Raw genomic sequence first — 12969 nt, 5'->3', positions numbered from 1 at the left:
TGGTTTTAAAGCGGGCGGGCTTTGTCGTGAAGGTGTTCAAGGTCTTGCTCGACCTGTTCCACATCGTCGTCCTGACGCTGCGCCGGGTCGTTGGGGCGTAACGCATCGTTGTCGCGCTCCTCTTCACCGGGTGTGCGATCAGGGTCAGGGGTGCCGGGCGGCGGCTGTTTGTATTCGGGCATGATGGTTTACCTCACGGGGGCTACACAGATGTAGAGAAACCGCGGCAAGCCATCGTTCAACTTGATTGCGCAAAGCATGCGAAGATGCCACCCCGCCCTTCTTGAGACCAGACCCGGATGTTCGAGCTCAAACCCTGCGACCCCGCCACCTTCCGCCAGCAGACCCGCCGCAGCACCCTGATCATTGCCGTGCTGTTCGTGGCCCTGGCAATGCTGCTGTCGAGCCTGGCGGTCATGCTGTTCGGTGAACCTGGCGGTGACAACTTTCGCTTCAATGTCGGCGGTGTGTTTGCCGGGGTGCTGATCACCGTCGCGTTGGTGCGCGGGCCGTTCTGGACCCAGCCCTGGCTCGCGCCGGCGGTGTATGGCTGGCAGCTCAAGCGCAGTTTGATGAGCGTCACCAACGTGATGCACAAGGTCACCGAAGGCGTGCAGGCCAACGACCCGACGGCGATCAAGCTGCTGCGTTTTTACCACTTGGGGCTCACGCAGATGCATGCACTGGACGCCAACTCCAGTGCCCAGGCGCAATTGCTCGGCGAGATCGACGCCCACCAGGCGAAGATGCAGGCACTGGGCATTAACACCGAGCAAACCCGCCTGGACCCCGCATGGCTGGACAGCCTTAAAAGCGCCTAAGCCAGCACGCCGATGCTCTGTTCATCCAGCCCCCGCACGAAAGCTTCTTGAAGGGACACACACCCCCTCACCGTGTCAGTTGGAAACCTGGGTGCGCCAGCAAAATACCGCGCTCACCGCGATGGCCGCGCCCGCCAGGCCGAACACCCACGGCGCTGACGCCACCGGCAGCAACAGGCCCGCCAGCAACGGCCCGAGGCCCGCGCCGACATCGCGCCACACCGCATTCGAGGCCAGTGCCGAGACGCGCATCGAGCCCGGGTTGCGCTCGGCCACCAGGGTGGTCACCAGCGGCAGTTGCAGCGCGCGCAGCACCAATACCGCCGCCGCGCCGACGATCACCCAATAACTGCCGAACGCCGTCAGGGCCAGGGCACTCAAGAATGAAAACAGCAACAGCATCGACGTGGCGCCAAAGCGTTGCGCCGCCCGGCCGCCCAGGGGGCTCAGGAGCATTTCCGAGGCATACCGCAGGGCCATCAAGCCGCCGGCGATCAGCACCGCATCGCCGCCGAGAATCTTTTGTGCCTGGATCGACAGGCCAAAAATAAACAGCCCGTCCAGCGCCACGCCCTCGATAAACGACCAGGTCGCCACACTGTCGGGCCACTTGAAGCGCCGCCCGGTGCTGTGCAAATCATGCCCGGCGGTGGGCAAGCCACGCGCCACCCACAAGCCCGCCAGGCAGCAGCCGGCAAGCATCACAAAGATCGGACGTGGGCCGGCCCATAAGGTCAACCAGCCACCCAGCGGCAGCGCCAGCATCGGCCCGAGGGCGATCATCGCGCGTGAACGCCCCGCGCGGCGGGCTGCGCCAACGGGCTCGGACGTTGCCAACACTTGGGTCGACAGGTTCAGCGCGGCAAAACACAGGCCCCAGATCAGCCGCAGGCCCAGCAGCGCAGCGAACCCTGACAGCAGCGAGTTGCCCAGGGCGCACACCGTCGCCGCGCCGGCAGCAATCATGCACGTCAGCCGGTCACCGTTGCGCGCATAGAAATTGAGCACATGCCGATAGCCAAAAATCCGCACCAGGCGGTTGGCTGCCAACAACACCCCGGCCTGCGCCAGCGTGATGCCAAAGGCCTGGGACTCCATCGGCAACAGCAAGTACAGCAACACGTCGCTGGGCAGGCACAACGCGAGGGTCAGCGCGGCGCGTCGGGACGTGGTATCGGCAGTGCGTTGGGCCAGGCTGGACATAAATCTGAAACATCCTGAAATATTCAGGCCGCCACGTTAGCCTTCCCATGGCGGACTTTACAACGCCCAATCACGCCTTTTTCCCATAGGGCAACAAACGCAAACCGCTGGCCACACTGCCCACCAACGCAAACACGCACCCCAACCACAGCGCGTATTGCGGGCCACTGCCCAGGGACAGGTGAAAACACAACGCCACCAATGACGCCCCCAGCGTTTGCCCCAGCAGCCGCGAGATCGCCACGATGCCGCTGGCCCCGCCGCTGCGGGCCAAGGGTGCGCTGGTCATGATCGCCTTGAGGTTGGGCGATTGAAAAAAGCCAAACCCGGCGCCGCACAGCGCCATGCGCCAGCCGATATCAAAGGCCGACGCGCCGCTGCCCAGGGTGGCCAGCGCCGCCATCCCCGCACTGAGCAGCAACAGGCCGATGCCGCACAACACGCCCAGCGACACGCGGTCTGCCAGGCGCCCTGCGACCAGGGCCATGACCGCAACAACGGCCGGCCACGGCGTCATCAGAAAACCGGTTTCCACCTGGCTATGACCAAGCACCGCCTGCAACAGAAACGGCAATGACACAAAGGCCAGGCCCTGGGCGCTGAACGCACAGATCGCCGTAAGGGAAGACAGCGCAAACACCGGGCGCTTGAACAGATCCAGGGCCAGCATCGGCGCCGGGTGCCCAGCCTGGCGGCGCAACAGTAACGCACCGCAGACCAGCGCCACGGCGATCAGGCCCAGGGTCAATGCGCCCTGAACGCCGTGCACCGCCGTGCCCAGGCCAAGCACCAGCAAGGCGAACAACCCGGCACACAGCAGCGCGGCGAGGCGGTCGAACGCGTGACCGGTCATGGGCAGTGTCGGCAATGACCGCAGGCCCAGCCCCAGGGCCAAAAGGCCCAACGGCACGTTGATCAGGTACAGCCAGTGCCAGCTGGCCACCGACAGAATCGCCGATGCGGCAGTCGGCCCGAGGGTGAACGCCAGCCCCACCACCAGCGAGTTATAGCCAAGGCCGCGCCCGAGCATTTTTGCCGGGTAGATATGCCGCAGCAACGCGGTATTCACGCTCATGACCGCCGCCGCGCCCAGGCCTTGCGCCACACGCGCGGCCGTCAGGGTCAGCAACGACCCGGCCAGCCCGCACAACAGCGACGAGACAATAAACAGCAGCAACCCACCGAGGTATACCCGACGGTGCCCCCACACATCACTCAACGAAGCGAATGGCAGCACCGTGGCGATAATCGCCAGTTGGTAGGCGTTGACCACCCAGATCACCGAGGCCGAGTCGGTGCCGATGCCTTCGGCCAATGTGGGCAGCGCGGTGTTGACGATGGCCGTGTCGAGGGTCGCCATGCCGATCCCCAAAGAAAGAGCGATCACGGCCGGCAGGCGTTTATTGAAGGGCAACCCATCGGCAACAGAAGACATGAACAATCCGGCGCTGGTAACAAAGGCCCCTAGAGTACGGGCAGATGCGGATTTTTTCAGTGGCCAATTGCCTGGCTGTCAGAGTTTTCATGTTTGCCAACGCCTCGTGGCGAGCGGGCTTGCCCCGCGTTGGAGTGCGAAGCGCTCCCCCTCCAGTCGCCGCGGTGTATCTGACAAACCCGGTGGGCAGCCTTTGGGGCCGCTTCGCAGCCCAACGCGGGGCAAGCCCGCTCGCCACAGGTTATTCACTCGCCACAGCTCCCACTATCAACTCACCGCCCAACCAACCGACCTGGACCACGCCTGCTTCCTCGCCCAGGCGCGCCACCAAAAATTCACACAACCGGGCAAAACGGCCGTCGCCCTGCACATGCAGCAAAGCGTCGAGCTCCAACGCCTGCACCTGCCGCAAGCGCGAGGTGAACTGGCGCCGCCATACACGTCGGGGTTATGCGGGAACACCGTCCTCAACGTCGCGGTGCGTGACCGCCGGCGCCGGCTGGTGAACAGCGTTAACGCCAGGCGTGTATCCGCTCTGTGTCGCAAACACGACAGAACGTCATGCCGGTGTATCAAGGTGGTGCGCGGATACACAGCGATACACAGTGAATAATTAACCGCCAGATAGACGCCAAATTATTCGGCATCCCGAACGACACAATTAGAAATATTCGCCTTTCCGAACGAAGCCCTTCAGGTGGCCTCGATGACCCTAAAAATCACCATAAATTTCATGCGGTTGTTGTCATCTTTGTTACATGCCAACTGGCATACATTCTGCTTTATCCCTGTTTCTGGTAATAAAATGTTTCAGCTTTGAGACAGTCTCATCAACTGAAACACAATCCGTGGCACGCCAATAAAAACGACAACGCCCCAAAGGAGGGCGACCTTTTCGACTTTTTGATCGACATCAACTTTCCAAGACTGCTGCTGCACATCTGTACCCAAAAGGGCGAATGGCCTGATCGCCAATAACAAGCCTGACTATAAAAAGGACGAATTGATGAGCTCGAGCAAGAACCACGCAGTGTCCTTCATGGACGCAGAACCCCTGGCCCCGGCGTGCGCCGAAAGCGCCCTTGGTTTTGGCCCCTTCCTGTTACTCGCACGCCAGCACGTATTGCTGCGAAACGGTGAGCCCGTCACCTTGGGCAGCCGCGCCCTGTGTTTGCTGATTGCCCTGGCCACCCGCGCCGGCGAACTGCTGGAGAAAGCCGAGCTGATCTCGTTCGCCTGGCCCAAGGTGGTGGTGGAGGAATGCAACCTGCGCGCTCAGATCGTCGCGCTGCGCCGAGCCTTGGGCGACGATGGCAACTTCAGCTATATCGTCACGGTGCCGGGCCGCGGCTATCGCTTCGTGGCGCCGGTGACCGTGCAGGCGGCCGGCGAAGACCATCTGCCGGTGCCCCACGCGCGCGTCCATGAGCCCTCTGTCGCGCCGCCGTCCTGCGAGGTGATTGGCCGCGATGAGTTGGTCGACAGCCTTGCCGACCAGGTGCTGAACCAGCGGTTCTTGACCATCACCGGCCCTGGCGGCATCGGCAAAACCACCGTCGCCATGGCCGTGGCCCATCAATTAGCCAACGAACTCAAGCTGGACACCTGCTTCGTCGACCTGGCGCCGGCCACCAGCGGGCAATGGGTCACCGGCATGCTCGCCAGCGCCCTGGGCATCCAGACCGTCAGCGACGAGCCATTGCGCAGCATCGCCGCCACCCTGGCCGACCGCCGCCTGTTGCTGGTACTGGACAACTGCGAACATGTGTTGCCGGCCACCGCCGATGCCGTGGAAACTCTCTTGCGCAGTGCCCCTCAATGCTACGTGCTGACCACCAGCCGCGAGCCGCTGCGCGCCGAGGGCGAGCGCGTGCACGACCTAGCGCCGCTGCAAGTGCCCGACGAACACAGGACACTCAGCGCCGTCGAAGCCCTGAAATGGTCCGGCGTGCGCCTGTTTGTGGAACGCGTGCGCACCCTCGACCCCGACTTTGTTTTCAATGACGCCGACGTGGCGGCCGTCAGCGCCATCTGCCGCAAGCTCGACAGCAATGCGCTGGCCATCGAAATAGCGGCCGCGCGGGTACGCACCTTTGGCATCCAGGACCTGGTCGGCCTGCTGGACGGCAGCTTCCGCCTGCAAATGACCGGCCGGCGCACCGCCCTCGCCCGCCATCGCTCACTGAGCGCGACCCTGGACTGGACCTATTCGATGCTCAGCGGCGACGAGCAGGCGATGCTGCGCCAACTGGCGGTCTTCACCGGCTCCTTCACCCTTGATGCCGTCAAGGCCATGACTGCCAGCAGCGCCCTCGACCCGCGCAATGCCCTGCCCTTGCTCGAAAGCCTGATGGACAAGTCACTGCTGCTCGCCGGCGAATCGCAGTTGCTCAAACGTTATCGCCTGCTGGAGACCACCCGCGCCTACGCCCTGGAAAAGCTCGCCGAACAGGGCGAAACCAACGCCACCGCCGAACGCCATGCGCGCTATGCCCTTGGGGTGTTGCAGGAAGCCGGGCAGACGCTGGATGGCCTGTCACCGCAAACCTGGGTCGCGCTGTATGGCCCCGAGATCAACACGGTGCGCTCGGCACTCGACTGGGCCTACTCAACGACCGGCAACCTGCCATTGGGGATTGAACTGACGTTGGGCGGCGTGCCGTTATGGCTGCGCCTGTCGCTGGTCAGTGAGTGCCGCAGCTGGGTTGATCAGGGCCTGGCCAGCGACGCCAGCACCCCGTTGCCGGCGCGCCAACGCATGCTGCTGAACACCGCGCTGGCCAGCGCGCTGATGCTCACCGACGGCACGGGCGGCCCGTTGCGGGAAGCGTGGCGCCAGGTGCGCGAGGACGGCCGCGAACTCGGCGATGCCGAGCACAAACTTCGCGCGCTGTGGGGGCTCTGGGGTGACCGTTGCGCGTGTAACCAGTACGCCGAAGCGCTGGAGTTGGCCGAGCGCTACATTGCGTTGAACAACAGCGGGAACCAGCAACTGCTGGGCAAACGCATGCGGGCGGTGGTGCTGTTTCACATGGGCGACCTGGCGGGCGCCCGACAAAATATCGACGAAGCCCTGGGTTCACCGTCGGCCCCGCGCTCGCACATCATCGACGCGCTGTTTGATCAGCGCATCGCCGCACGCTGCCTCAAGGCGAAAGTGCAACTGATGGAAGGCGACGTCGACCCGGCCCTGCGGCTGATCGGCACCTGCGTCGATGAAGCGGTGTCACTCGATCACCCGGCGACCCTCTGGTACACCTTGTGCCTGGGGGCGATCCCCCTGGCGCTGCTGGCGTCCAACCTGCCGAAAATGCGTTATTACCTGGGCCTGCTGCAGGACAGCACCACCCGCCAGGACTTGCATATCTGGCGGCAATTTCGCCTGTGTTTCGAGAGCATCCTGCTGATCCGCCAGGGCTCGCCGGAAGAAGGCGTGCCGCAACTAGGCCAAGCCCTGCAGCACCTGCAGGGCCAGGGCGATGGTCAGCTCTACAGCCTGTTTCGTTGTGAATACGCTTTGGGGTTGGCGCGCCTGGGCCTGGAAAAACTCGCGCTGGAGGTGTTGGAGGAGACGCTGCAATTGGCTATCGGCCGCCATGAGCGCTGGTTTGTGCCGCAGATGCTGCGGATCAAGGCCCAACTGACACTGCGCCAGGGCAACTACGGGTCGGTGGACACGGCCACGGTGCTGCTGCGCCAGGCGTGGGTGGATGCACAGCTGGCCGGTGCGCACTTCTGGCGGGCGCAGATTGCCACGGACCTGGCGCGGTTGCAGGAGCCCAAGTCACGCATTGCTTCTCTGCCCAGGTTTCAGCATCGCTGAGGGCATAGCCGGTATTTGGGTGATGGCCGCCTTGGGTTGCGCCCTTACGGCGGGTCACTTTGGAAAAGCCCAAAGTAAGCAAAGGGCTCTTGCCCCACCACTCGGCACCTCGCCTAGGCTCGGTGTGCCCTCACGCAGGCTTTGCAGCGTGGTTTAACGGGGCGCCTAAGATCAAAATCAAAAGCAAAGCACGGCGGCCTGACAGCCGACCTGATTCTGGAAGCTGAACTCAATCAAATGTGGGAGCTGGCTTGCCTGCGATGGCATCAACCCGGTGTACCTGACAGACCGAGTTGTCTGCATCGCAGGCAAGCCAGCTCCCACAGAAGAGCAAAAGCAGTGCAGTGGTGAAGGCTGAAATCGGTCAACTTGTGGGAGCGGGCTTGCTCGCGAAGGCGGTGTGCCAGTGACACATGAGCTGACTGAACCACCGCCTTCGCGGGCAAGCCCGCTCCCACATTTGGATCTCTGTGCTTCAGATAGAAATGTGTTGCTGTGCTTTTGATCCGCTTTTGTTTCTACCAGTGCTTTGCTTTTGATTTTGATCTGACAGGCCCCGTCAACCACGACAACATCTGGCGCGCGGGCGACGGGTATGGCGGTGAGTATCACGATGTAGACAAGCCCTGAGGCATGTCGGATGAGGCCCCCATCGGATGGGGGCCCATTCGCGGGGTGCATTCAGTTGGTGTCGAAACCCAACTGGCGGTACAGCGTTTTCATGTCGTAGTAATCGGTGCATTCGACAATCTTGTTGGCCTCGATCCTGATCACGCAAGTGCCGTCGACATTGATCTTGCGGTGAGTCGCCTGATAGCCGAACAGCTCGCCCTCATGGGTGCCCGTCATATGCCACTGGATCGTCCCGCCGCGCTCGCCGAGGCTGATCAAGTCGCGGATAACCTCGAAATCGGGCAATGCCTTTCTGATCAGGTCGAAAAAGTCGCCCAGCGCCGGGCGCCCTCGCATGATTTGCCCCGCGGCCTTGTCTTCATAGACGGTCGCCTCGGAAAAAATCGCGAGAAACCGCTCTTTGTCGGCGGTAGACCAGCTGTCGGCCCACTCCTGGATCAATGCACGGTGTTGATCTGTCATGGTGAATCTCCTGGGAAAGTTGGAACAGTGCAGCGCCACCCAATTGGTTGACGCCTGCGTCCATCGCCCGTGACAGATACACCTTCAGCTCCTGCTGAGCAGATACTCCCTCCGTACCAAAGCGCCAGACAAGCGTAGTCCGCGCGACGATTAAATCAACCGCGCCGCGACCAGCCAATCCGCTACCGCCTGGAACGAAGCATCCGGCACCGGATCACCGGGCACAGTCTTGCGCGCGATCTCAGCCGCCAGGTTCTTGTCCGGCGCGTGCGGAATACCCAGGTCGTAAGCCTCCTGCAACATCAGCAACGCCTCCTCCGGTGAGGCCCGGCACACGATCACCGGCACTGGCGTCTCACCGCGCACATAACGCACGCCAATCACCCAGCCATCGGTGGTGCCGATCATCATCGACGCCCTGCCCAGCCCCAGCTTGGTCGCCAACGCCTGCATTTCATTGCGCTGGCGCCGCCGCTCGCTCTTGATCAGCGGGTCGCCGTCGATGTCCTTGCGTTCGCGCTTGGTTTCGCTGCGGGTCATTTTCATGTCGCGACCGAACAGCCAGCGCTGCATGATCACGTCCACCGCACCGACCAGGATGAACGCGCACAACACGGTGAACACCAGCGGCTTGAGCACCAGGAAAAACGTCGATTCCATGCACTCCGCGCCACAGCGTGACGACTCCATCAGCGCCTGCAACGCATGCTTGCCGATCACATAAAACGCGATCGCCAGCACATGCACCTTGATCAGCCCCTTGATGAACTCCACCAGGTTGCGTAGGGCAAAAATTTTCTTCAAACCCTCGGCCGGGTTGATGCGTTTGAACTCGGGCTTGATCGGGTCCACCGAGAACACAAAGCCGCGCATGGTGATGATATTGGTCAGGATCACCACGCCGGTGGTCACCGCCATCACCGGCAAGGTAATACCGATGACCAGTTGCTCGGCATGGTCAAGCACCCGCGGCCACACCGTGGCGAAGGGCTCGATGTAGATTTGCGCGGTGAGGTCGATCAGCGCCGTGACCTGGGCCTTGGCACGCGGCGCCAGGATCGAGATGCACAGCGTGCAAAACAGGATGACCATGCCCGACACCAGGTCCTGGCTCTTGGCGACCTGGCCTTTCTGGCGTGCGTCCTTGAGCTTCTTGTCCGTGGCCGGCTGGGATTTTTCTTCGCTGGTATCGGCCATCGGCTACTCCATGCCCGCCAGGGTTTTGAGCAATTCGACAGTGCCGCGAAATTCCGCCAATTGGTCAAGCATCAACGGAATCAGAAAGCCGATGTAGATCACCATCAGGATCGAGAAAAACAGGTTTTTCACTGGCAGCGACAAGTCGAACATATGCAGGTTCGGCGCCATCCGCGACAGGTAGGCAAGCATCAGGTCGGTGATCAGCAACGAGATCAGCAAGGGCGAAACCATCAGCACGCCGACGCGCATGATCTGGTCGAGAATCGACAGCACCGCCAGCAACGCGGAGCTGGCAAACACCGGCGTGAATGAAGTCACCGGCCATAACTGGTAGCTGTGGTAATAGCCGTCGACCATCAGGATAAAGCCGCCGGACATGAAGAACAGCGTGATCAACATCACCGTGAGCAAGGTCGCCATCACGCTGGATTCACCGGATGACAACGGGTCCACCAGCTGCGCCATGGTCGAGCCGCGTTGCAGGTCGATCAACTCCCCCGCCACTTCCGCGGCCCAGAACGGAATGCCGAACAACAGGCCGATGAGGATGCCGATCAGGAACTCCTTGATCAGCAGCCCGGCGATGAACACGCTGCCGTGCTCGGGCATTCGGGTCAGCGCGTCGAATACCGGAAAGAACATCGGGATCGAAATGGCCACCGCCACACAGCCGCGAATCATGCCGGTCAGGCCCAGGCGGTTGAACGCCGGGGTGATCACCACCACCCCCATGGCGCGGCAGGCGGCAAGCGAGGCGGCGCTGATCACCGGGTAGGCGACCTCCAGAAACTGCGCGGTAAGGCTGGCATCCATGGGCGGTCAGCGCGTCCACAGCGGGAAGTTATCCAGCACCTGGCTGCCCAGCTCCGCGACTTGGCCTGCGAGTACCGGGCCGAGAAACACGATGGTCAACAGCACCGCCACCAGCTTTACCACCTGCGGCAAGGTCTGGTCCTGGATCTGTGTCAGCGCCTGGAACAGCCCCACGCTCAAGCCCACGATAATCGCCACGCCCAGCGCCGGTGCCGAGAGCATCAGCACGGTCATCAGTGCCTGTTTCATCAATGACAGGAAAACGTCCTGGCCCATGGGTCGTGCCTCAGCCGTAACTCAGAATCAAACCGTGCATCAAGCGCGACCAGCCACTCAGTGACACGAATAAAAAGATCTTCAGCGGGATCGAAATCAGGTTCGGCGAGACCATCGACATGCCCATCGCCATCAGCACGTTGGACACCAGCAAGTCCACCACCAGGAACGGGATGTAGAGCAGAAAGCCGATCTCGAAGGCGCGGGTCAGTTCCGAGCTGACAAATGCCGGAATCAGCACCACCAGGTCATCGTCGCGCAGGTCGGCGCGGGCTTCCGGTGACCAGATGGTCTCGGTGGCCTGCACAAAAAAACCGCGCTCGGACTCATTCGCAAAACGCTTCAAATGCGCCTGCAGCGGCGGGCGCAGCGCATCGCCCAGGTCTTTGAGTTGCTCGACATGCTCGATATTGAGGTCGCGCCCCTCGACCTGGCGGTACATGTCGCCAATCAACGGCGTGGTCACGTACACCGACAGAATCAGCGCGATGCCGTACAGCACCAGGTTAGGCGGCGTCTGCTGCACCCCAAGGGCGTTGCGGATCAGGAACAGCACCACCGAAATCTTCATGAACCCGGTGAGCGTGACCACTGCCAACGGGATCAGCCCGATCGTCGCAACAACCAGGATGATCTCGATCAGGTTCGGCTGATAACCGGTCATGGGGTGGCAAAACTCAGCAGGCGCACGCCCAGGCCGTCACCGATTTTTACCAGTTGGCCCTGGCCGACGCGACGCCCGTTGACCATCAGGTCAACGCTATCCACGCCCGGCGTGTTGAGCTGCAACAGGCTGCCCGCACCCAGTTCCCGCAATTGCGCCAGGGTCAGTTCCAGGCTACCGACCTGGCACACCAGTTTGAGCGGCAAGTCATCCAGGGCCGCAGCGGCATCAACATCAGTCATTGTGTTCTCCATGTGCAAAGGGGGTGCTTGTAGTTCTTCCTGCAACCGCAATTCGTCACCCTGGTATTGGCAGCGGGCCTGCAAGCGCCCGTCCAGGTCGAGCAACAAGCCCGAGCCCTGCTCCAGCATCAGCACATCGCCGGGCCGCAGGCTGCGCAATTCGCCCAGGGTCAGCCACTGCCGCCCGGCCACCACCGCCAGGGTCTGGCGCAGGGCGGGCAGCGGGTCGGGTTCGATCTGGCCGTATTGCGCCAGCAGCTGCGCCACCAGCACGGCAGCGCCTTCGCTCAGGTCCAGTTGCGCGCTCATGGCCGGCTGGTTGCCAAAGGTCAATTCGAGCGCCAGGTGCACGGCATACGCGCACTGATCGTCAGTGGCCTCGACTAACTGCACCGGGTGGCCGAGCACCGGTTCCAGGGTCTCGATCAGGTCGAGCACCGCCAGTTCCAGCAGCAACGAGCGTGGCAACGATGGCAGCAACTGCGCATCGAACTGCAACGCCAGCGGCACCAGTACTTGCTCCAGCGCGGCCGACGACAGACGCAGGCGCACCGGGGCGCGACCCAGCAGCAAAAACACATCGCGCGAATTGCCCAGGCCTTGCACTTGGGCGGCCCAGCTCACGCGCAACGCTTGCCCGGCGCAACGGCCCTGCCAGGCGCGACGGCGACGGTGCAGCTGGTTATGCAGCGCCAACAGCGCCGGGTCGTACTGCGTCAGCCAGGGTGCCAATGGGCCGGCAAGGGCGGTGATCATGTGCCGGTGCCTTCTTCGCGCAACTCACCGACACGGCGTTCATCACTCTCACGCCCTTGCAGCAGGCTTTGCCAGGCTTCGGACTGGCGTTGACGGCTCAGGCGTTCCTGGCGAAACAGGTCACGCTCGCGCTCCTGGCTTTGCAGGGTGGTGGACACGTGGCGTACGTCGTTCTCGAGCAACTGCTGGTCATCCGACAGGCCGCGCAAACGCTCCTGAGCCGCCTGCCAGCTGGCCACCGACAGGCCCTCAGTCAAGGCTGCATAAACCTGACGGGCTTCCTCCGCAATCGCTTCACGGTGCAGGCGCAGTTGCTCCTTGGCGTCGGTCAACACGTCGTGGGTCTGCGCGCAGCGTTGCTGTTGGGCGGCCAGTTGGTTGGCGGCGCGTTGTTCACGCAGCACCCGCAGGGTTTGCAGGGTGCGCAATTGGTCGGTTTTCATTGGGCTGTCTCCATGTTCATGCCAATACAAATCTGCGTGGCGAGCAGGCTTGCCCTGCGTTGGGCTGCGTAGCGGCCCCTTGCAAACTCACCGCGTTCTTCCCGAAAAAACTCAGTGCCTGGTTTTGGGGCTGCTTCGCAGCCCAACGCAGGGCAAGCCTGCTCGCCACAGCAAGCCCGCTCGCCACAACAAACCTGC

12 protein-coding genes and 1 pseudogene are annotated in these 12969 nt (G+C 62.6%); 2 read left to right on the top strand and 11 right to left on the bottom strand.

Annotation, left to right across the window (positions count from 1 at the left end; genetic code table 11):
* Positions 1–5 precede the first annotated feature (5 nt).
* Positions 6–182: a hypothetical protein gene (locus ACP7B3_RS24135; RefSeq protein ID WP_178119767.1), complete on the bottom strand. Its 177-nt coding sequence runs from the start codon at positions 180–182 to the stop codon at positions 6–8.
* A 117-nt stretch (positions 183–299) separates the two neighbouring features.
* Between ACP7B3_RS24135 and ACP7B3_RS24130 the strand changes: the two genes are divergently transcribed.
* Positions 300–821 (top strand): DUF3087 domain-containing protein, encoded by a 522-nt coding sequence (locus ACP7B3_RS24130; RefSeq protein ID WP_145166132.1) that lies wholly within the window; start codon positions 300–302, stop codon positions 819–821.
* 75 nt (positions 822–896) lie between these two features.
* On the opposite strand, the gene ACP7B3_RS24125 is transcribed toward ACP7B3_RS24130, so the two are convergent.
* The 3 genes and pseudogenes from ACP7B3_RS24125 to ACP7B3_RS24115 all read right to left on the bottom strand — a co-directional run.
* Positions 897–2024 (bottom strand): MFS transporter, encoded by a 1128-nt coding sequence (locus tag ACP7B3_RS24125; RefSeq protein WP_262207393.1) that lies wholly within the window; start codon positions 2022–2024, stop codon positions 897–899.
* Positions 2025–2094: 70 nt separating this feature from the next.
* Entirely contained in the window at positions 2095–3459 is a 1365-nt protein-coding gene (locus ACP7B3_RS24120; protein ID WP_426181341.1) for an MFS transporter, read from the bottom strand.
* Positions 3460–3700: 241 nt separating this feature from the next.
* A pseudogene (locus tag ACP7B3_RS24115) lies at positions 3701–3898 on the bottom strand (DNA-binding domain-containing protein); the annotation flags it as partial.
* A gap of 567 nt (positions 3899–4465) precedes the next feature.
* Here ACP7B3_RS24115 and ACP7B3_RS24110 point away from each other — a divergent pair.
* On the top strand, positions 4466–7282 hold the full coding sequence (locus ACP7B3_RS24110) for an ATP-binding protein (RefSeq protein WP_426181338.1): 2817 nt from the start codon (positions 4466–4468) through the stop codon (positions 7280–7282).
* Between the two features lie 681 nt (positions 7283–7963).
* On the opposite strand, the gene ACP7B3_RS24105 is transcribed toward ACP7B3_RS24110, so the two are convergent.
* The 7 genes from ACP7B3_RS24105 to ACP7B3_RS24075 all read right to left on the bottom strand — a co-directional run bounded on the left by ACP7B3_RS24105 (position 7964) and on the right by ACP7B3_RS24075 (position 12771).
* Positions 7964–8377, bottom strand: a complete 414-nt coding sequence (locus tag ACP7B3_RS24105) for an ester cyclase (protein WP_145164102.1) — start codon at positions 8375–8377, stop codon at positions 7964–7966.
* Between the two features lie 150 nt (positions 8378–8527).
* Positions 8528–9574 carry an EscU/YscU/HrcU family type III secretion system export apparatus switch protein gene (locus ACP7B3_RS24100; RefSeq protein ID WP_262207680.1) on the bottom strand — a complete coding sequence of 349 codons (1047 nt, stop codon included), beginning with the start codon at positions 9572–9574 and terminating at the stop codon, positions 8528–8530.
* A gap of 3 nt (positions 9575–9577) precedes the next feature.
* Positions 9578–10390 (bottom strand): type III secretion system export apparatus subunit SctT, encoded by an 813-nt coding sequence (gene sctT / locus ACP7B3_RS24095; protein WP_106578746.1) that lies wholly within the window; start codon positions 10388–10390, stop codon positions 9578–9580.
* A gap of 6 nt (positions 10391–10396) precedes the next feature.
* Positions 10397–10666 carry a type III secretion system export apparatus subunit SctS gene (gene sctS / locus ACP7B3_RS24090; protein WP_003208314.1) on the bottom strand — a complete coding sequence of 90 codons (270 nt, stop codon included), beginning with the start codon at positions 10664–10666 and terminating at the stop codon, positions 10397–10399.
* 10 nt (positions 10667–10676) lie between these two features.
* Positions 10677–11330: a type III secretion system export apparatus subunit SctR gene (gene sctR, locus ACP7B3_RS24085; RefSeq protein WP_017137580.1), complete on the bottom strand. Its 654-nt coding sequence runs from the start codon at positions 11328–11330 to the stop codon at positions 10677–10679.
* Positions 11327–12328: a type III secretion system cytoplasmic ring protein SctQ gene (sctQ, locus tag ACP7B3_RS24080; RefSeq protein WP_145164097.1), complete on the bottom strand. Its 1002-nt coding sequence runs from the start codon at positions 12326–12328 to the stop codon at positions 11327–11329. Before sctQ ends, sctR begins: the two co-directional genes overlap by 4 nt.
* Positions 12325–12771, bottom strand: a complete 447-nt coding sequence (locus ACP7B3_RS24075) for a hypothetical protein (RefSeq protein WP_145164095.1) — start codon at positions 12769–12771, stop codon at positions 12325–12327. Before ACP7B3_RS24075 ends, sctQ begins: the two co-directional genes overlap by 4 nt.
* Between the last annotated feature and the right edge of the window lie 198 nt (positions 12772–12969).

The organism is Pseudomonas sp. TWRC1-2, from assembly GCF_049896685.1.
Lineage (GTDB): Bacteria > Pseudomonadota > Gammaproteobacteria > Pseudomonadales > Pseudomonadaceae > Aquipseudomonas.
The sequence above is the reverse complement of the archived record's forward strand: the minus strand, read 5'-3'. Positions and strand labels throughout refer to the sequence as shown.

Coding starts and splice junctions, on each gene's coding strand:
- ACP7B3_RS24100 (WP_262207680.1), bottom strand. CDS start 9,574: ATGGCCGATACCAGCGAAGAAAAATCCCAGCCGGCCACGGACAAGAAG.
- sctT (WP_106578746.1), bottom strand. CDS start 10,390: ATGGATGCCAGCCTTACCGCGCAGTTTCTGGAGGTCGCCTACCCGGTG.
- ACP7B3_RS24130 (WP_145166132.1), top strand. CDS start 300: ATGTTCGAGCTCAAACCCTGCGACCCCGCCACCTTCCGCCAGCAGACC.
- ACP7B3_RS24075 (WP_145164095.1), bottom strand. CDS start 12,771: ATGAAAACCGACCAATTGCGCACCCTGCAAACCCTGCGGGTGCTGCGT.
- ACP7B3_RS24135 (WP_178119767.1), bottom strand. CDS start 182: ATGCCCGAATACAAACAGCCGCCGCCCGGCACCCCTGACCCTGATCGC.
- sctR (WP_017137580.1), bottom strand. CDS start 11,330: ATGACCGGTTATCAGCCGAACCTGATCGAGATCATCCTGGTTGTTGCG.
- ACP7B3_RS24125 (WP_262207393.1), bottom strand. CDS start 2,024: ATGTCCAGCCTGGCCCAACGCACTGCCGATACCACGTCCCGACGCGCC.
- sctQ (WP_145164097.1), bottom strand. CDS start 12,328: ATGATCACCGCCCTTGCCGGCCCATTGGCACCCTGGCTGACGCAGTAC.
- ACP7B3_RS24110 (WP_426181338.1), top strand. CDS start 4,466: ATGAGCTCGAGCAAGAACCACGCAGTGTCCTTCATGGACGCAGAACCC.
- ACP7B3_RS24120 (WP_426181341.1), bottom strand. CDS start 3,459: ATGTCTTCTGTTGCCGATGGGTTGCCCTTCAATAAACGCCTGCCGGCC.
- ACP7B3_RS24105 (WP_145164102.1), bottom strand. CDS start 8,377: ATGACAGATCAACACCGTGCATTGATCCAGGAGTGGGCCGACAGCTGG.
- sctS (WP_003208314.1), bottom strand. CDS start 10,666: ATGGGCCAGGACGTTTTCCTGTCATTGATGAAACAGGCACTGATGACC.